This is a genomic window from Gluconobacter kondonii, assembly GCF_002723995.1.
Classification (GTDB): Bacteria; Pseudomonadota; Alphaproteobacteria; order Acetobacterales; family Acetobacteraceae; genus Gluconobacter; species Gluconobacter kondonii.
The window spans coordinates 1-16,323 of the sequence record NZ_BEWP01000011.1 but is presented as its reverse complement, the minus strand read 5'-3'; the positions used below and the strand labels follow the sequence as shown (position 1 = coordinate 16,323).

Here is a 16,323-nt window from a genome sequence, read left to right as displayed (position 1 = left end):
GGCCCGTGACGCGGGAGGGACATCTGAAAAATTATAGAAAGAGCGTCCCATGGCCGAGCTTCGCCGCGTCGATCCGAAAACCCTTGTGCCTAACCCGAACAATCCGCGCTCTTCCATCGGCAGTCTGGAGGAATTGCGCAAACTCGCCCTGAATATCAAGGCGATTGGCATCCTCCATCCTCCGGCCGTCCGGGAACTGGAAGACGGACGCCTGATGATCGTGGCAGGCCACCGACGCACGGAAGGCGCCATCTATGCAGGTGTTCCTCTGATCGACGTATATGTCGGCGATCAGAGTGAAGATCTCGATGCCCTGGCCGCCGTCAGCGAGAACTTCGTCCGTCTGGACATGACGGAGCCGGAACAGTGGAACAGCGTCACCCGCCTGCGTGAGCAGCTTGGCTATACAGATCCGCAGGTCTGTGCCGCCCTGATGGTCACGCCGAGCTATCTCAAGCGTCTCAGTCTGCTGGCGAAGCTGTACCCGCCTATTCTGGATGCCATCGCCCTCGGCCGAGGCCCTGACGAGCGGCAGCGCAAAATCATCGCGCAGGCCTCACTGGACGAGCAGCGTAATGCATGGGCGGAAATGTTTTCCGAAAGCGTCGAAGACGACGAGGATCCGGCCGAGTACCGCGTGAAGGCCGAAGATCCGCAAGACACCGTGGCCTGGGGCGCGCTGGCCCGGAACCTCGAACAGAAGGAATGGTACGCCCGCGATGCCCGGTTCGGCGACGAGCTGGCCCGCAAGCACAACATTGTCTGGATGGAGGATCTGTTTGCCGAAGCCAACACAGACAGCCGCTATACGCTCGATGCCTCGGCTTACGCGGCCGCACAGCAGGACTGGCTGGACAACGAGCGGCCCGAAAACTCCATCGTCCTGACTTCTGACGAATACGGATATGCCCGCGCCCCCGAGGGCTTCATCACCATGGGCACCTGGATGGCGACACAGGAGGGGGAGGTCATCGGTTACGGCCTCAATCCTCGAACCCTGAAGATCGTTGAAGAACGCTGCCGTCCTTACAGCGCCGCGAAGGTTGACTACTCGGGCAGCCCTGCCACGCCAGAGGCCCCGAAAGAGCGACCGGACGTCTCCGGGACCGGCCACAAGATGATCGGCGAGATCCGCACCGTCGCTTTGCGCGAAGCCCTCGGCCACGTGTCCGAGACGGCCGATCCGTGGGAGCTGATCGCCGCCCTTCTGCTGGCGCTGGAAGCCGAGAACGTCCGTGTGCATGGTGATGCCAGCGGAAACAACTGGTCAGAACCAACCGCGCGCACGCTCGCGATGGCTGACCTCTTCCCCGAAGGCAGTCTTGTCCGCGATGAAAAGCTGATCCGCCGCCATGCCGTCACCGTCCTGCAAAGCGTCCTGAACTGCGACGTGTCGATGCACAGCGGCAGCGGCCTGCCCGCGCAGCTCGTGGGCGTTCTGTTCGGAGCCGACCAGAAGATGCCGAGCATGGCCTTTGAGGCATTCCTCAAATGCTACAGCAAGCCCGGCATTACCAAGGCCGTGCAGGCCGAAGGCCTTGCCCCGCAGAATACGGGCAAGGAGATGCGTGCGGCCCTGATGAATCATGTCGGGGAAGGCCACTGGCTGCCCGAGGTCGCGTCGTTTGCGCAGGCGCAGGACGTCTGGACGCAAAAGCAGAAGAAAAAACAGGAGAAGATCCGGGAGCTGGAGAGCGTGGTGGACGATGAGGACCTGGACGAGATGCCTGAAGATGATTTCGAGGAAGCAGCCGATGATGAGGCCGACCTTTCGAGCGGCCCTGTCATGTCGGTGACGGAGCCTGACTCCGAAGAGACCTTCTCTCTGCAAGCGCCTGAGATCGAGCCCGAGCAGACGGAGCACAACGAGGCCATGCAGTTCATGCGGGACCATCTCGAAATCGTGGTCGTGGCCTGAAGCCGGGAGAGGGGAAAGAAAAGGAAAGGCGGGGAGGGGCGCTGCCATCGCGCTCCGTCCGGGTCAAAAGGTGGCTCCTCACCGGCTGCGCCGCCTCCGGTGCCGGCGCACGCGCCGCTTTTGACCCGGCCGTCCCGCGCTGACGCTGGAGAAGACATCACGAAAATCCAAAGGAAAAGGATCAGACGATGTTCGTCCCCTCTCTCGTTACCGTTCAGGTCGGCACCCGCGTTTACACCCATCTCTACAGCCGGGGAGCCGGGATCGTCATGGCCGTTCATGGCAAGGAAAGCCCGACCACCGTCCGGTCCCTGTCGCGTGGCGGGGCCATCGTGTCGGGCGGGAGCGCCTCCTATGACATCGTCTTTGCCTGTGGCTCGATCTCCCGTCGTCTGCCCGAGGCCATTCTGCGCGGTGTCCAGTGGCGGATCGAAGCCGACAAGGGACTGGCGAGCGCTGAAGAGATCGCCTTCCTTCGCACCCATGCCGCAGAGGTGGAGGCCGAGAAGGTCGCGGCTGAGGCACGCGCCAAAGCGGAACATGCCGCTGAGGTCGCAGCACTCCGCGTCAATCCGGACTATGCCCATCTGGAGCAGGGCGACGACAGCAGTGGCACGCTGGCCGCCAAAAACATCCGTCGGATGCTGAAAAAGGCGTTCCCGAAGGTCAAGTTCTCCGTCCGCAAACGCGATTACGGCAGTGTGACCGTGCAGACCGAGGAGGATCTGAACGAGACGGCGACCGAAACCCTCCAGGCCATCACCTCGCGGTTCAAGTCCGGATATTACGACTGGCAGTCTGACTGCCACCTGACGAGTAACAGTCCCTGGCAGGACGTGTTCGGCAGCTCCGAATATGTGAGCGACTGAGCCTTTTCTTTTTTCGTCCGCCCTTCAAGGCCGCCCGCTCCGGGGCGGCCTTTTCCATTTCTGGAGCCTGACATGCCCGTTTTTATTGTGACGCTCAGCGAGCGCCAGCTTCTCTCAGATCGCGTCAACTTTGAGGTCGAGGCCGAGACGGCCGAGGCAGCCGGTCAGCTCGTGCTGGACGCGACGGCCGACGAGGCGAGCGAGAGCGGGCTGCGCCCGGTTCGCCTGCCAGACGGTCAGAAGGCCGTTCTCGAACCTGAAAACGTGGACGGTAACGAAGTCTCCGTATCTGTCCGCCCGGTCGATCAGCCGGACGCCGTGGCCACGCAGCTCGGTGCGTGCTGGCATCTGGATCTCTCCGCCCCTGAAGCGCGCCGCCTTCTGCCTGTCCTGACCGGGGCCATCGTGGACGAGGACGATCCTGTGACGCGCGCGCTCTGTGCCCGTCTGGCGCGACAGGTCGCCAACCTCGCGCAGTAGGAGACGGGAAAAGAAAAAGGGGGAAGGGGAAAAAGGGAGGGCAGGCACCACACCGGAGCCTGTCTGGCAAAGGGTGGGTCGGCCGTGTCCTCGCTGCGCTGCGGGTCGTCCGATCCCGCTGCGTTGCAGCGCCTTTGCCAGCCAGTCCCCGCTGCGGTCGCCGGAAAGGGTCATGGAAGAAAAAAGGAGAATGACATGGCCGACATTTCCGATCTGCGTCCCCGCAACCGCACAGAATGGCTCGAAGTCGCGGGCTTCGTAGGAGGTGCAGCGCTGTTTGCAGCCTTCATCGTTCTGGTGGTGGTGCTTCCCGCCTTTCTCTGACCGATCCGAGATCAGCCGCCCTCACGGGCGGCCGTGTCCTGTGTGGAGATCACCATGCCGACATACACCCTGGCCGCCATCCCTGCGGCCTCTCACGGGAGCCTCATCTCCTGTTCATCCCCCTACCGCTACAGACAGAAACGGATCGAGGCGGCTGACCTTGCAGGGATCCGGGCGGCAGTAGCCGAATACGGTGCACGCCTGCACGACGACTACCCGGACGCCTCCTTTCTTGTGTCTGTGACACCCGAGCGTGGGAGCGATCATCCCGAGGGCTTCTGCGACGCCCGCTGGAAAGGGTCTCTGGGCACCGAACACTGGATCAGGGTGATTCCTGAAGAGACGCCGTTCAAAGCCTACCTCACTCAGGTCGAGGCGATGCTCGCCCATGAGGTGCGCTCATGAACGGGCCTGAGCCAGCGTCCATCGCGTGTCCCGCGCTGCGACGGCCGCCGATCCAGCCTCAGGGCCTGACGGCAACGCAGTTCAGCGACGCGGCCGAGAAGGCGAAGATCGGAAACGCGCTGCTGTCATTCATCGCACGCGGGTTTCCGCAGAGCGCATGGAACCGCACGCTCTACAACCGCCTGAGCCAGATGTTCGGGCATATCGCCCATTACGACATCCACGGCTTCTGGGGGGCGCAGTTCTCTACGACACAGGCGCGTCTGGGCTTCCTGCGCGGCATCGTCCTGTACGGCTGTTATGGCGATCCGGCCTGGACCTGGTCGGACGTCGAGCGCGACATCCGCAACCGCCTCATCGGCAGCGGCCTGATCGAGGCCTACACGCGCGCCCTTGCCGCCGAGCAGGAGGCGCGCGACCGGGCCGATCTGGCGCGTCTTGCAGACCGCTTCCGGATTGCCCTGCCAACCACACATCAGTCTCCCCCTGCCGCGCCCGTGCAGGCCGAGCTTTTCTGACACGGGCCAGCGAAAAGGACAGAACAATGGTTCAGACCCTCAGCCTTGCCATCGTCATTGGCAACCTTGGTGCGGATCCGGAGATCCGCACAGGGCAGGACGGACACCGCGTGGCTCTCTTCCGTCTTGCGACGGACAGCCACCGTACCGACACGCACACCGGTCGCCGTGTCCCTCAGACCGTGTGGCACAGGATTGTCTGCCACAACGACTTTCTGACAGATCTTCTGGAGCGACGCGCCCGCAAGGGCCAGCTCGTGTTCGTGCGCGGCGCTTACGAGCCCCGTCCCCGCACAGATCAGGCGCCCCCTGAGACCGAGATCGTCGTGAGCGCCCAGGACGGAGATGTGATGATCCTTACCGATCCGGGACGCTGACGTCCTCTTTCTTCGAAACATGCACGCAAACCGGCCATGCAGCCGGTCTTTTTATACCCGCTTCCTGAATGAGACGGGTTTCAGGAGGCTTTATGTTCTATTCGACGCCCGCTCCCCTCACAGTTCCCCGCAGTCAGGCGCGCGCCCTGAGCGCCCGCCTGATGGCAGAGGCCGTGTTCCTAGAAGACACGGATCAGTCCCTCATGCTGCCATCGCGTCTGACGGCCGGTTTCCGCCGCAAGGCCGCGACGCTGCGCCGCCGCTCGCAGGAAAAGCTCCTGGACAGCCTCGATCGTCCGGAAGGTGTGGCATGAGGATGGCGACCATGAACCGCCGCGCGTACTCACGCCGTTTCTGGGAGGGAAAGACGCGGTTCTCGCAGGCCGTGAGACGGACACTGGCGGAACTGGAGCGACAGAAAGGGCAGACGAAGAAGGACGAAGACGGGATGGCCGACACAGGGTCTTCGAAAAAAAACTGAGGCAGAGTGCGTTAGTCGCAGATGGCACGGGCAGACTGGGGACACTTCTTGAAGGATCCGTTCATGCCGAACCATCAGACGTTGCCGCTTCAACCACCCCTTGCGGGGTGGCACGGAGCTGTGTTCCGACCTCGCCGTCATGCGATCAGTGTGACAGTCACGGTCCGAGGGTCTCAAGACAACCCTTCGGGCTACAGACCGCGTCTTTCGTCAAAAGAGGGCCGCGTTCATCGCAAGACGTTGTCCCGCGCTGCCCGCAACCCGCTTTTGTCGATCCGCAGTCTTCCGGTCCTGACACCCTCGGTCCGCAACTGTCGTGTTCCTGGCAGGACGGGACGAGAAAAACGTCTCCACACATCTCCTTTCAGCGGCAACACCGGGGGCTGCGCTGCCCCCGAAACCCCCGCAGGACGAACAAGAAAAACTGGTTTTTGTCGCTCGGGACGCAAGAACTATTCCAATCAATCAAGTAAATATATTCCGCGATATTCCGTTGTATTCATTGGATATTGTGACGTATATTTACTATACTTTCCACAGATCGAAAGTAACGGACGTTCGGGAGGATATTCCGCCATGGCTTACCAGAACACGCCCCAGCAGATGAACGAGGAACTCCAGAAGTTCCGTGACGAGATCAGTTGCATCGTTGTTCTGGAGCAGGCCGGTTACAGGTTCGTCCGCTCCGAAAGCTCGGCCCGTCACATGCGTTTCCGTCGCCAGAAGGGCGAGAGCATCATCGTGACCCATGGCGGCAAGGGCTGGTGGGATCCGCACAATTCGTCTTCGATCGTCAAAGGCTCGGTCATCGACCTGGTCCGCTTTCTCAATCCCGGGATGTCCCTTGGCAACGCACGCGTGGAACTCCGTGGAATGCTTGGCCTGACGCCGAGCGGGGCTGAGTACATCGCAGAGCCGAAAGAGCGCAAACCCGCACGCGATCCAAACTATATGTGGAAGAACCGTCAGGCTCCCCAGCCGGGGTCGGCTGCCTGGACCTATCTGACCCGCGACCGGGCTTTGCCGGAACGTATTCTCCATCTCGCGAACCAGCAGGGTCTCCTGCGTGAAGGCATGAAGGGCACGGCCTGGTTCGCCCATCACAACAATGCGGGCGAGCTGACGGGCATGGAGATGCGCGGGCCGGAATATCGTGGTTTCTCCTCGGGCGGCGGTGGCAAAATGCTCTTTCGGATGAGGACTGGCGAAAAAGGAGTGAAGCCCGTTCGTCTGGTCATCGGTGAGTCCGGCATCGACGTCCTGTCCTATGCGGCCATGGATCCGTTCTTCGCAGACCCCAGCCTGTATGTCTCGACCGGAGGCGGCATGAGCCCCGAAGCGATGGAGGAGTTCCGTGCTCTTCTTGGTACGATCGAGGCTGGCGGCCGCGTCATGATCGTCGTGGACGGCGATGCCCAGGGCGACCGTTACGAAGAGATCTATGCGCCCATGATCCGCGAAGCCGGGCTCAAGCCCCTGCGGTACTCGCCCAAAGGCGAAGACAAGGACTGGAACGCTGTTCTGCAGCGCCGCGCCCGTCAGGACGTGGCGGCATGAAGCAGAGCAAATCCCGTCTGAGCTGGCAGGCCGTCACACTGATCCTGTGGCGGCAGGACGCAGAGGCCATCAGGGTCTGGAAGAGAACCGGTCTGAGAACCTCGGCCCCTGAAGTCTTCTGTGAGGCGCAGACGCCCGAAGGTCTGGTGCAGGGGGTCGTCATCGGCGGCGATCGCCTGAACGACGGCTGGGACCGCGACGGCGAGCTGATCGTCTTCACCCGAAAATCCACGATCGTCCGTCTGAACGGACCTGAACTCCCAACGCTCACCCTGTCAGCCTGCCCCAAGGCTTTTGAGGACGTCATGATGTATAACGACACCCGCTCCGCGGCCCGCCAGCATATCGACCATATGGTTATCAAGACCGGCCTGACCTTCAACATGCTGGGCCATGAAAAGGCCTCGGCGATCTGGATGGATCATGCGCGCCGCCTCGGCTGTACGGATCCTGAAGCGCCTGAAATGCCGGTTCCGCATCAGCTTGTGTGGCTGGGTAGCGGCCTGAACCGCGCACTGGCCCTTGTGATTGCTGGACGATGGGATGGTCCTCATGAGGGCTTTAACCTCTATCATCCGCTGACCCTTTTCACCGACAGCAGCAATATCGTTCCCGTCGAGGATCCCGTCGCGTCTGAAGTCTATCCCGTTGAGCAGGTGCCGGCATGACCTCTTATCCGCAGACCCTCGCTCCGGTTCTGGATCCGCTGACCTCTGTGCAGCGTGAGGCCGCCATGGCGCTTGGCCGGGTTCTTGTGCTGGCCGGAGCCGGAACGGGAAAGACCAAGACGCTTACGGCCGGTGTGGCGTGCCGGATCCAGATGTATGGGATGCGTCCGTCGCAGATCCTGTGTGTGACCTTCACCAACAAGGCCGCGCAGGAAATGCGTGAGCGCATCACCAGTGTCCTGGGCGAGGGACAGGCTCCGTTCTGGCTCGGTACGTTTCATGGCCTCGGCGCGCGGCAGCTTCGGGCCGAGCCTGAGGTGGCACTGTTACACTCCGGCTTCGATATCCGCGACGCGGACGATGCCACAGCGCTGATCCGCCGCCTCATGAAGGCCATGGACCCCGACACTGTGCCCGAACCGGACACAGGCAAGAAGTGTGACGTTCGGCAGGTCAAGAAGATGGGCGAGCGGATCGGGCATATGAAGGAAAACCTCGTGACACCTGAGGCCGCACCGGCCTGGGTGCGCGGGCTGATCGAGCGTCGCCGTGCCGCCCGACAGATGGTCGATGTCGAAGGCTGGGAGTTCGCCGTTCGTCTGTACCAGATCTATCAGGCCACCCTGCGCGAGCAGAATGCCGCCGACTTTTCCGACCTTCTGATGTGGCCGACACTGGCGCTGATGAACGACAGAGCCTATCGTGCCAGGTGGTCGCAGCGCTTCACATCCGTGATGGCCGATGAGTTTCAGGACGTGAACCATGCACAGATGCTGTGGCTCACCTATATGTCTGAATACTCACGGGAACTCTTTGCCGTGGGCGATGATTCGCAATCAATATATTCTTGGCGTGGGGCCAAAATCGGCTTCATCCGGAACTTCGTTCGGGAGTTTGATGGAGCGAAACTGTTCAAGCTCGAAGAGAACTTCCGCTCGACGCATCATATCCTCCAGGCCGCCAATGCCATCATCGCGCGAGACCCGGGCCGGATCCCGAAGACGCTGTTTACCCAGAAGGGCGATGGTCAGAAGATTGAGGTGCTCACCTACGATTATGCGTCAGATGAGGCCGACGCGATCGCGGCCGAGATGGGACGTCGTGCGGCAGAAGGCGTCGCCTGGCACGACATGGCGATGATCTACCGGATCAACCGTCTGTCCCGTTCCCTGGAAGAAGCGCTGCTCAAGGCGCGGATCCCTTACGAAATCATCGGCGATGTCGGCTTCTATCACCGCTCCGTGGTGAAGGACGCGCTCGCCTTCCTGATGCTGGCGGCCTGTCCGGACAGCCGCCAGTCCGATGAGGCGTTCCGTCGCGTGGCCAACGTGCCCAGGCGCGGCCTTGGCGCCAAGGCGCTTGGCCAGATCGAGCAGGACGCGCAGGACCGCGGCCTGAGCCTGTGTGCGGCCGTCACCACGGCAACGCTGCCAGCGAAAGTGCGTGACAGCCTGCTGGCCTTTCGTGAGACGATCTCCCGGATCGGGCAGATCCCGGACATGCGGCTCTGTGACCGCCTCGATACGCTCCTGAAGGAGACCGGCTACTATACGATGTGGCGGGAGGCCGCGTCCGAAGAAGGGGAGACGGCCTTGCAGAACCTGTCCGAGCTGGTCGGGCTGGCCGAGGGCTTTACCCGGCTTCAGGATCTTCTGGAGCACGCAGCCCTGGCCACGGCCTCACCGAATGAGCGCGGGCGTGATCGGGTGCAGCTCATGACCATGCACCGGGCCAAGGGGCTGGAGTTTCCCCACGTCTTCCTGCCTGCCTGGGAGGAGACGGTTTTTCCGGGGATGGGCGAGCGGAACTATGAGGAAGAGCGCCGACTGGCCTATGTGTCGCTGACCCGCGCCATGCAGCAGGCCACGATCAGCAGTGTCGGCTATCGTCAGGGTGTTTCAGCGAGGCCGTCAGGCTTCATTGAGGAAATCCCTGCCGAGCATCGCGTGACAGGCTGGCTGCGCCAGCAGGGGCAATCGAAGACAAGAGAGACAGGGGGCCGGTTCCGGCACACCTTGGCCGCTCTCGATGCGATGGGATTTTAAGGGATGTCCGATCATCACGGGTCTGACGACAGGCCTTATACGTCCCGCCTGCGCAGGACGAAGTCTGGCTGGCTGTATGACTGCGAGGTCTGCGGGAAGGGGGCGGCTTTCGGGTTTACCGGAGTGAAGGGCGATACACATTACTGCTCCGAGCATCGCCACCTGGGGCGAGGCGTTCCCCCGCCGCCCATGCAAAGAACCACGCGGCCTCAGTGATGCATCAGGTTATCTTTCGTATAGACTGCCACACTGCTCAGTTGAGATTTGAAAAAAGGTATTGAAGTGACCTCAGGCATTGAGACAGATTTTCGTTATCTGACAGCCAGTATTGTTAAGAGCTATGTCAGCGCTCAGGACACCCCGGTAGAGCAGCTTCCCGAGCTGATCCGGAGTGTTCATGCAGCCCTTGCCTCCGCAGGCCAGGCGCCTGAAGAGGCCCCGGTAGCTCTGGTCCCGGCCGTCAATCCGAAGCGCTCCGTGTTCGAGGATTACATCATCTGTCTCGAAGACGGAAAGAAGCTGAAACTCCTCAAGCGCCATCTCAAAAATGCTTTTGACCTGACACCGGACGAATACCGCGCGAAATGGGGACTGCCGAGCGACTATCCCATGACGGCTCCGGGCTATTCCCGTCATCGGACCGCGCTGGCGCATAAGATCGGTCTTGGGATCGTGAAAGGTGGCCGGAGCCAGCCTGCACCCGAGCCGGAAGAAACCGAGGTCGAGGTCCGGAAGATCCCGCAGAAGCGGCGCGGACGTCCTGCAAAGGTCTGAGTCTCTTCTGGGAAGTCGCAGAAGCGGTCTTTACCTTTGCAGAGTAAAGCGATCTTTTCAGATCCAGTGAACTGCAAGGACAGACCGTGACCCGTTTTCTTTTTTCTTTCGCCTTGGCAGCAGGCCTTACGGCCGCTGCCCTGTCGCCCGCCATGGCCCTTGATCCGGCTCTTGGGAGTATGGGGATTGCGACCCCGGCACCCATGACCAGAGGCCATGCGGCCTCTGTCCCAACCACATTCGAAGTCATCCCTGACAGTCTTCAGGATCTTCTGAATAAGAACTACCTCATCCATTCCAGCGCCGGCGAGGAAGGCAATATCCTGATCCTTCAGAAGGACAACGGCGCGGCACAGCCCTATACCTGGGTACGGTGCGAGCTGATGGGTGATCACAATGGCAACACACGCCTGACCTTCAGTCAGCATGTGACCTCCACCTGCTGGAAGCTGAACTGATGTGTGATGTCATGCCGGTCTCAAAGACCGGACCGTTCCGTCCGCAGACCCAGCAGGTTGTGGATGCGCTGAACACGGCTTTTCCCGGCCTGTATGCGGGTGTCTGCAAGGCCTCCGATCTGCCGTCAGACGCCGACGAGGCTGAGGATGGCGACGATCTTGAGGATGACGGCCTGCTCAGCGATTTCGTCTTTTTGTCGGATGGATGGGCTGTGCGGGTCGATTACGATCCTGAGGATCCGGATCTCTGTCTCGGTCTGTCTGCGGGGAGCACGGAGGCACCGGCCGACGGTCTGGAAGTCGATCTTGATGACGGTGAGGAAATTCCGGATGGCGTCCTCAAAGACGTCACTGACTTTATTGACGAACAACGCCAGGCCTCGGCAAAACACTGACCTGTCCCGATAAGGGAGGCACCTTTGGCGCTTTCCTTATCCATCTCAGCAAGGAAGGACTGGCCGCGTGACTGGTGAACCGATCTATCCCGCCCCCTGCACATATGAGAGCCTGACCGAGCAGCAGAAAGAGGCTGTTGGTCAGTTCATGTCAGAGCGTCTGAAGCAGAAAACCCGAGGTATTCTCCCGGGAACGCTGCATACCGTGGTCGAAAAGGGACGGACGCATGCGTTCGTCTCCTGGGACGAGCATCACGTTTATGAAGTCAGCCCGATCGCCAGCCTGCGTCTGGTGCTTGATCCGGATGGGCGCCCCCTGGGCTGTCCGAAGGACGGGCTGCTGTATCTTTCTGATGTTGGCGGTGAGGCGGTTGTCCGGATCCTGCCGACAACCCGATATACGGCCGCCGCGATTGGGATTGGCACGGACTAAGGCACTGTGCGCCTATTTTCTTGTATGACGGGCGACGTGCACAATCCTCTGCCACACGCCCATCATCACTCCTGAAGCCTCTTCGCCACTTTGTCTCAGTTCGTTTGCCAGAGCGTCCGGCGATCTGACACTGGACTCTAGGGCCGGGCTGAGGCTGGCGCGTCCGGTGAGGACTACGCGGCTCAGGATCTCCACATCCAGACAGGCCTGCGAGGTGATGGCGCGGACCGCCGCGCAATGGCCTGCGTTCTGGCGGACGGGGCTGTAGATCAGCCGGCCTTCTTCCTCCTTCCCAAGACGTTGGCGCCAGTATTCGTCATTCGGATGCCCGCTCAAACGGCCTGCGAAGTGCTTCGTCTCGATGACCATGAGACCACGGGGCAAAAGGACGAGATGGTCAATCTGGGTCGTGCCATCACCAGAGGCCTTGGGAAGGTGAACGTCATGGAGGCTGGGCCGTCCCAGTTCTTTCAGGAGGGTGCGGATCCTGTCCTCGCCTTTAGCACCCTTGAGTTCAGCCTGAAGGCTCTTCCAGGCCGCGTGCGCACTGTCGCTCCGCTCGATGCGCGAAGGCCCACCCCGGGGCTTCAGCCTCAGGCGAACCATTCAAGAAGATCCTCAGATATATAGAAGCCCTGTAATATCACGCGCATGCCCTCATGTAGCCGATCATGACCTCAGACTACGCATGTCGTCTGCGACTGAAAGATTTGATAAAAATCTAAGATCAGCCGTTTTTTTCTTTGAATAGTATCCAATGGATACTATAGTAAAGATCTCAAAAGCGAGGATCTTTCCATGCCAAAGTTTGACACTTACCGGATGCGCGAACTTGAAAAGGAAGTGCAGCGTCGCGCCACCGTCGAAGCGATAGGACGGGTGACAGATGGCGTTCAGCGCGATGAGGAAGGAAGGGTCCTGCTCCTGGCTGCGCCGTCGCAAGGCTATTTCTCGCTCGAAGACAGCGCCGTCACGAAAAGGGTTGCTGTTTTCCTTGGGGTTACGCCTACGGCCGACGATGTCGCGAAGGCCATTCGTAAGGTCGGAAAGACCGAAGTGGACAGACTGGCTCTGTCAGGCTGGCATTTCTCAACGGGTGAGACGCGCAATCTCGGCAGTGTGAAGCTGGACGACGGGTTTGAAATCGCGACAGAGTGCTCGATGCGGCATGACGAAACGGGGGCAGTTGCGATGCGTGACGACATTCCTCATTATTCCGATCGCATTGAGCTACAGCACAGAACCGGGGATCGTATCCTGTCAGGTGTCTGGATCTTTCCCGACGGTCGCTGTGAAATAGACGAAGCCAGTATGGATAAAATCGGCGAATACGGCGAAGACTTCGACCTCTCGCCGCAGGGGCGGGCCGACGCTACGTTGATCGCTAGCCTTAATCGGACGAAGGCCGGACTTAAGCAGGCAGGTCATTTCAAGCGGGCATGGCTGGGTTATTGAGGGCGGCTGACGTCGAGGGCATTTCTCCTCGGGCAATCCGTCAAGCCCGTCTCGATGCGGGCCTGACACAGGTGAGCGCTGCGTCTCTTGTTCACGTCACACCCCTGACCTGGAAGCGATGGGAAAGTGGTGATCGCACCATGCATCCGGCCTTCTGGGAACTTTTTGCTCTCAAGGTCGAGAGTGGCATATCGAGCGGAATGAACAGAGACGAGCCGAAGTAGAGACAGAAAGGGACAGCACAGGCCGTCCGGTCGCCACAATGGTCCGGCCGCACGCGGCCCGCGCCCTGGAGGGCGCGCCATTGTCCCGGCCAGCCGTCTGCGCCCGCAGGAAAGCATCCAGAAAATGAAAAAGGATGTTCCCCATGGCGACTCACGTCACAACCGTCTTTACCCTCACAGGACCGCAGGATCGTCTGCGCCAGATCGCAGAAGAACGCGCCTACCGCACCTGCGCGCTGGATCAGATGACGTGGGAAGACGACACCACACTGGTGATGACCCTCGAAAGCGGGATCGGAACGTCGTTCCTTGACCACGGCCATGGCCTGTCCGACGAGTATCCGGACGTCAGTATCCGGGGCATGGAATATTTCGACTGCTTTGATGATCCGGGCTTCGTCAAATGGCAGGGCGGGCAGCTTGTCTATGAAGCGGATCTCATCACAGTCTTCGGAATCCTGTTTCCGACAGACGCCACAAAAGACTGGCCGGGCTGTAGCGCCAGCTTCTGGCACAGATCTCCGCCTCTCTCGGTAGCCATAGCCGAGAACTGTCCACACTTTGACCTGATGCCTTTGCGCCAACAGGCAGGGCCAGCGCCGGAATGGGTTGAGACAACGGACGGCTTCGCCACCCTCTTCCTTCGATTGCCCTCAACACCCGATGCGGAGGATGGCGTTGGCGTGATCTTCTATCCGGAGATCGGCAGGAGCACCCTGCTGGCAGGGATCGACCGCTTCGGCGGCGTTGCCCGGTTCCGGCGTCAGTCTTACGGCCAGATCAGTGCCGCGTGCCCGGAGCTGCGGGCTGTCCTGCGGGACCGCTGGAAGGCCAGCGAAAAGAAGAGACGGAAAGCGCGCCAGGAGCGGAAGGTTCTGAGGAGGAAGATGAAGAAAGAGGTAAGCGTCCGGAGACGACACGCTGCGATCCTGCGCGACAGGCTGACGCGCATGATCGATGAATATCCAGCCGCACGTCTCAGCGAACTGCTTCCGTTTCCCCAAAGCGCCAACGGCTTATTGGGGGATGGAGACTGTCCGCTTTCTGATTGAAGCCTGTTATAAGCAGGCGTTCGTATTCATCCCGAAACCTTTTGTTTTGCAAATGCCCGCTATATGCGGATGCCGTTCAGTTTTTCGATCCAATGAGTATGACGGTTCTTGAGGGCGATGTTTCGAATATAAGCGGGGTTATCATTGTCTTTCAGTCGCTCTAGCACTTCGAAATCAAATGCCTCGCATCCATGTGTCACCCACATATCCTGAAGTAATTTGTGCGGGTTGCTCCCATTTCTCAGCGTGAACCAGAGACGGTTTTGAATAGTCGAAAGATCAGGGGCACTACCGACCCACGTATGAGAAGATGCTGCGCATCGGATGAGATAGATGCCAGCTTCGACCTTCCGCTCCTTGTAGGCGTCGATGGCAGCCTTTCGCTCGTTCGCTTTCATATGATGTCCCTTCTCAAGAGCGTGCATCATATCATTCAAACTCACCTCCCACAATATTACCCGGGTATATTGACAGGGTTTTATACCCGGCTCTAATTAAGATGATGAGCACAAATTTTTCCATTCCATGCACGGCCTTCGCTGGAACCCGCCAGATAGCAACGGGCGCACTGATCGACGTAGCCCTGATGATCAAGGCCATAGAGGCTGAAGCGCAGGACCCCATTCTGACATTCAACGACTTGTCCGGCGCGGTCATTGACCTCGACCTCAGAGGCAGTACGGCGGAGATTGTCACGCGGTTGACCGGGGCCAGCGAGGCGGAAGCGCTTGCGTCTGGACATCAGAACGAGAACACTCATGTGCCAAGCCGATCCCGGGGACGCCCTAAACTAGGCGTGGTCGCGCGCGAAGTGACTTTGCTGCCGCGTCACTGGGAATGGCTGGCAAAGCAGCCTGGTGGAGCGTCGCAAGCATTACGCCGCATCGTAGACGAAGCGCGGCGTACAAATGGCGGAAAAGCCGATCGCAACGCAGCGCATGAGCGTACCTATCGCTTCCTGTCCGCCTTGGCCGGTGACCTTGCCGGTTACGAAGAAGCGATCCGCGCTCTGTTCGCTGGCGATTACGAAGCTTTCAACAGCCGGATGACAACTTGGCCACCGGACGTTCGTAATCACGCCATGAAGCTTTTAAAAAAACCTCTCATAGAGGAACAGCAATGACCACGACGTATCAACGCAAACTACGTCTCGCTGCTTTTATTCACCACGTTTGGGACGAAGGAAAGGTGGACGCATCTGACGATTACGTTGCGGAGGCATACACGATCCGTCATGACCCCGGTGATCCGTGGGATGGCAAAACACTTGATCGCGCCGGCTTCAAGGATAGGGTCCAGAAATCAAGAGCGGCCTTCCCTGACCAGAAGTTTGATATTCAGGAATTGTTTGCCGACGGCCAGAATATCGTGATGACCTGGCTATGGAGCGGCACTCATACGGGTGATCTACCTGGCTTTCCGGCGACCGACCGACTGATAAGTATGTCCGGGGCAACGGTTTATACCTTCGATAACAACGAGCGTTTAACCGGACACTGGCAAATCACAGATCGACTTGGGGTCTTCCAGCAACTGCATCGTAACAAATAACGCTGTTTGGTTTGCGGACATCGCAAAACAGGATGATATAATATTGGTTTGATTGCTGTTTAGGGGAAGCGCTATCTTCAAGGTATATGCGGAAAAGCTCTTTCTGGCATAAGGCCAAGTGTGCCTTATCAAACGCGTCCGCTTTGATGAGACTTGAGGCGGTGCTCCGGCGTCTGAAACGAGGGCGTAAGCAGCCGTCAATCGTGCAATTCTCGGACGCTTACAGAAAGAGATCAGGGCGGTAGGGAGCGGTCTTTTGTCTTTCTGCGATACCGATCCTTGGGTGATTTGAAGGGCAGGCGGAAAGAAGGATCGGGGCGGCCCTGAAGGGTTCGCGCG

At 60.0% G+C, this 16,323-nt stretch carries 23 protein-coding genes; 21 read left to right on the top strand and 2 right to left on the bottom strand.

Translation table 11 applies throughout. The annotated features are described in order from the left end of the window. Window positions 1–49 precede the first annotated feature (49 nt). The 16 genes from GKO01_RS11725 (at window position 50) to GKO01_RS11655 (ending at window position 11,702) form a co-directional block, all read left to right on the top strand. Window positions 50–1,918 carry a ParB/RepB/Spo0J family partition protein gene (locus GKO01_RS11725; RefSeq protein ID WP_099287191.1) on the top strand — a complete coding sequence of 623 codons (1,869 nt, stop codon included), beginning with the start codon at window positions 50–52 and terminating at the stop codon, window positions 1,916–1,918. Window positions 1,919–2,106: 188 nt separating this feature from the next. Next, on the top strand, window positions 2,107–2,787 hold the full coding sequence (locus GKO01_RS11720) for an LPD29 domain-containing protein (RefSeq protein ID WP_099287190.1): 681 nt from the start codon (window positions 2,107–2,109) through the stop codon (window positions 2,785–2,787). A gap of 72 nt (window positions 2,788–2,859) precedes the next feature. Further along, complete coding sequence (locus GKO01_RS11715) at window positions 2,860–3,267, top strand: hypothetical protein (protein WP_099287189.1); 408 nt, start codon at window positions 2,860–2,862, stop codon at window positions 3,265–3,267. A 195-nt stretch (window positions 3,268–3,462) separates the two neighbouring features. Beyond that, window positions 3,463–3,591 (top strand): hypothetical protein, encoded by a 129-nt coding sequence (locus GKO01_RS16485; RefSeq protein ID WP_264784645.1) that lies wholly within the window; start codon window positions 3,463–3,465, stop codon window positions 3,589–3,591. Window positions 3,592–3,645: 54 nt separating this feature from the next. After that, a complete protein-coding gene (locus GKO01_RS11705; RefSeq protein ID WP_099287188.1) occupies window positions 3,646–3,996 on the top strand; it encodes a hypothetical protein in 351 nt (116 codons plus the stop codon). After that, complete coding sequence (locus GKO01_RS11700) at window positions 3,993–4,514, top strand: hypothetical protein (RefSeq protein WP_099287187.1); 522 nt, start codon at window positions 3,993–3,995, stop codon at window positions 4,512–4,514. Before GKO01_RS11705 ends, GKO01_RS11700 begins: the two co-directional genes overlap by 4 nt. Before the next feature lie 26 nt (window positions 4,515–4,540). Then, the gene (ssb, locus tag GKO01_RS11695; protein ID WP_099287186.1) at window positions 4,541–4,891 is read left to right on the top strand and encodes a single-stranded DNA-binding protein; all 351 of its coding nucleotides are present in this window, start codon (window positions 4,541–4,543) and stop codon (window positions 4,889–4,891) included. Between the two features lie 92 nt (window positions 4,892–4,983). Next, window positions 4,984–5,205 (top strand): hypothetical protein, encoded by a 222-nt coding sequence (locus tag GKO01_RS11690; RefSeq protein ID WP_099287185.1) that lies wholly within the window; start codon window positions 4,984–4,986, stop codon window positions 5,203–5,205. An 11-nt stretch (window positions 5,206–5,216) separates the two neighbouring features. Then, window positions 5,217–5,372 (top strand): hypothetical protein, encoded by a 156-nt coding sequence (locus GKO01_RS15995; RefSeq protein WP_167383473.1) that lies wholly within the window; start codon window positions 5,217–5,219, stop codon window positions 5,370–5,372. Window positions 5,373–5,948: 576 nt separating this feature from the next. Next, window positions 5,949–6,929, top strand: a complete 981-nt coding sequence (locus GKO01_RS11685; RefSeq protein ID WP_099287184.1) for a DUF3991 and TOPRIM domain-containing protein — start codon at window positions 5,949–5,951, stop codon at window positions 6,927–6,929. Continuing rightward, window positions 6,926–7,597 (top strand): hypothetical protein, encoded by a 672-nt coding sequence (locus tag GKO01_RS11680; RefSeq protein ID WP_099287183.1) that lies wholly within the window; start codon window positions 6,926–6,928, stop codon window positions 7,595–7,597. Before GKO01_RS11685 ends, GKO01_RS11680 begins: the two co-directional genes overlap by 4 nt. Further along, window positions 7,594–9,642, top strand: coding sequence for an ATP-dependent helicase (locus GKO01_RS11675; protein WP_099287182.1), 2,049 nt, complete (start codon window positions 7,594–7,596; stop codon window positions 9,640–9,642). The genes GKO01_RS11680 and GKO01_RS11675 overlap by 4 nt, the downstream gene beginning before the upstream one ends. Window positions 9,643–9,924: 282 nt before the next feature. Continuing rightward, a complete protein-coding gene (locus GKO01_RS11670) occupies window positions 9,925–10,416 on the top strand; it encodes a MucR family transcriptional regulator (RefSeq protein WP_099287219.1) in 492 nt (163 codons plus the stop codon). A gap of 86 nt (window positions 10,417–10,502) precedes the next feature. Continuing rightward, a complete protein-coding gene (locus GKO01_RS11665) occupies window positions 10,503–10,874 on the top strand; it encodes an ABC transporter substrate-binding protein (RefSeq protein WP_099287181.1) in 372 nt (123 codons plus the stop codon). After that, window positions 10,874–11,269: a hypothetical protein gene (locus tag GKO01_RS11660; RefSeq protein ID WP_099287180.1), complete on the top strand. Its 396-nt coding sequence runs from the start codon at window positions 10,874–10,876 to the stop codon at window positions 11,267–11,269. The genes GKO01_RS11665 and GKO01_RS11660 overlap by 1 nt, the downstream gene beginning before the upstream one ends. Window positions 11,270–11,336: 67 nt before the next feature. Beyond that, on the top strand, window positions 11,337–11,702 hold the full coding sequence (locus tag GKO01_RS11655) for a hypothetical protein (protein WP_099287179.1): 366 nt from the start codon (window positions 11,337–11,339) through the stop codon (window positions 11,700–11,702). A 12-nt stretch (window positions 11,703–11,714) separates the two neighbouring features. Here GKO01_RS11655 and GKO01_RS11650 read toward each other — a convergent pair whose 3' ends face one another. Then, window positions 11,715–12,308: a nuclease-related domain-containing protein gene (locus tag GKO01_RS11650; protein ID WP_099287178.1), complete on the bottom strand. Its 594-nt coding sequence runs from the start codon at window positions 12,306–12,308 to the stop codon at window positions 11,715–11,717. A gap of 192 nt (window positions 12,309–12,500) precedes the next feature. Between GKO01_RS11650 and GKO01_RS11645 the strand changes: the two genes are divergently transcribed. From GKO01_RS11645 to GKO01_RS11635, 3 genes are all read left to right on the top strand, one after another. Beyond that, window positions 12,501–13,157 (top strand): hypothetical protein, encoded by a 657-nt coding sequence (locus GKO01_RS11645; protein ID WP_099287177.1) that lies wholly within the window; start codon window positions 12,501–12,503, stop codon window positions 13,155–13,157. Then, the gene (locus tag GKO01_RS16550) at window positions 13,142–13,381 is read left to right on the top strand and encodes a helix-turn-helix domain-containing protein (protein WP_099287176.1); all 240 of its coding nucleotides are present in this window, start codon (window positions 13,142–13,144) and stop codon (window positions 13,379–13,381) included. The genes GKO01_RS11645 and GKO01_RS16550 overlap by 16 nt, the downstream gene beginning before the upstream one ends. A gap of 143 nt (window positions 13,382–13,524) precedes the next feature. Then, window positions 13,525–14,433 (top strand): hypothetical protein, encoded by a 909-nt coding sequence (locus GKO01_RS11635; protein WP_244901440.1) that lies wholly within the window; start codon window positions 13,525–13,527, stop codon window positions 14,431–14,433. A gap of 59 nt (window positions 14,434–14,492) precedes the next feature. Here GKO01_RS11635 and GKO01_RS11630 read toward each other — a convergent pair whose 3' ends face one another. Continuing rightward, a complete protein-coding gene (locus GKO01_RS11630; protein WP_231878015.1) occupies window positions 14,493–14,861 on the bottom strand; it encodes a GIY-YIG nuclease family protein in 369 nt (122 codons plus the stop codon). 71 nt (window positions 14,862–14,932) lie between these two features. Here GKO01_RS11630 and GKO01_RS11625 point away from each other — a divergent pair, with 71 nt between their 5' ends. Beyond that, window positions 14,933–15,556 (top strand): DUF2239 family protein, encoded by a 624-nt coding sequence (locus tag GKO01_RS11625; protein WP_244901439.1) that lies wholly within the window; start codon window positions 14,933–14,935, stop codon window positions 15,554–15,556. Next, window positions 15,553–15,984, top strand: a complete 432-nt coding sequence (locus GKO01_RS11620) for an ester cyclase (protein WP_062106965.1) — start codon at window positions 15,553–15,555, stop codon at window positions 15,982–15,984. Before GKO01_RS11625 ends, GKO01_RS11620 begins: the two co-directional genes overlap by 4 nt. Window positions 15,985–16,323: the final 339 nt, after the last annotated feature.

Excerpts from the sequence above, each read along its gene's own strand:
- GKO01_RS11675 (WP_099287182.1), top strand. The coding sequence starts at position 7,594 with ATGACCTCTTATCCGCAGACCCTCGCTCCGGTTCTGGATCCGCTGACC.
- GKO01_RS11680 (WP_099287183.1), top strand. The coding sequence starts at position 6,926 with ATGAAGCAGAGCAAATCCCGTCTGAGCTGGCAGGCCGTCACACTGATC.
- GKO01_RS16550 (WP_099287176.1), top strand. The coding sequence starts at position 13,142 with ATGGCTGGGTTATTGAGGGCGGCTGACGTCGAGGGCATTTCTCCTCGG.
- GKO01_RS15995 (WP_167383473.1), top strand. The coding sequence starts at position 5,217 with ATGAACCGCCGCGCGTACTCACGCCGTTTCTGGGAGGGAAAGACGCGG.
- GKO01_RS11625 (WP_244901439.1), top strand. The coding sequence starts at position 14,933 with ATGATGAGCACAAATTTTTCCATTCCATGCACGGCCTTCGCTGGAACC.
- GKO01_RS11720 (WP_099287190.1), top strand. The coding sequence starts at position 2,107 with ATGTTCGTCCCCTCTCTCGTTACCGTTCAGGTCGGCACCCGCGTTTAC.
- GKO01_RS11660 (WP_099287180.1), top strand. The coding sequence starts at position 10,874 with ATGTGTGATGTCATGCCGGTCTCAAAGACCGGACCGTTCCGTCCGCAG.
- GKO01_RS11645 (WP_099287177.1), top strand. The coding sequence starts at position 12,501 with ATGCCAAAGTTTGACACTTACCGGATGCGCGAACTTGAAAAGGAAGTG.
- GKO01_RS11715 (WP_099287189.1), top strand. The coding sequence starts at position 2,860 with ATGCCCGTTTTTATTGTGACGCTCAGCGAGCGCCAGCTTCTCTCAGAT.
- GKO01_RS11725 (WP_099287191.1), top strand. The coding sequence starts at position 50 with ATGGCCGAGCTTCGCCGCGTCGATCCGAAAACCCTTGTGCCTAACCCG.
- GKO01_RS11700 (WP_099287187.1), top strand. The coding sequence starts at position 3,993 with ATGAACGGGCCTGAGCCAGCGTCCATCGCGTGTCCCGCGCTGCGACGG.
- GKO01_RS16485 (WP_264784645.1), top strand. The coding sequence starts at position 3,463 with ATGGCCGACATTTCCGATCTGCGTCCCCGCAACCGCACAGAATGGCTC.
- GKO01_RS11705 (WP_099287188.1), top strand. The coding sequence starts at position 3,646 with ATGCCGACATACACCCTGGCCGCCATCCCTGCGGCCTCTCACGGGAGC.
- GKO01_RS11630 (WP_231878015.1), bottom strand. The coding sequence starts at position 14,861 with ATGATGCACGCTCTTGAGAAGGGACATCATATGAAAGCGAACGAGCGA.
- GKO01_RS11685 (WP_099287184.1), top strand. The coding sequence starts at position 5,949 with ATGGCTTACCAGAACACGCCCCAGCAGATGAACGAGGAACTCCAGAAG.
- ssb (WP_099287186.1), top strand. The coding sequence starts at position 4,541 with ATGGTTCAGACCCTCAGCCTTGCCATCGTCATTGGCAACCTTGGTGCG.
- GKO01_RS11650 (WP_099287178.1), bottom strand. The coding sequence starts at position 12,308 with ATGGTTCGCCTGAGGCTGAAGCCCCGGGGTGGGCCTTCGCGCATCGAG.
- GKO01_RS11690 (WP_099287185.1), top strand. The coding sequence starts at position 4,984 with ATGTTCTATTCGACGCCCGCTCCCCTCACAGTTCCCCGCAGTCAGGCG.
- GKO01_RS11620 (WP_062106965.1), top strand. The coding sequence starts at position 15,553 with ATGACCACGACGTATCAACGCAAACTACGTCTCGCTGCTTTTATTCAC.
- GKO01_RS11635 (WP_244901440.1), top strand. The coding sequence starts at position 13,525 with ATGGCGACTCACGTCACAACCGTCTTTACCCTCACAGGACCGCAGGAT.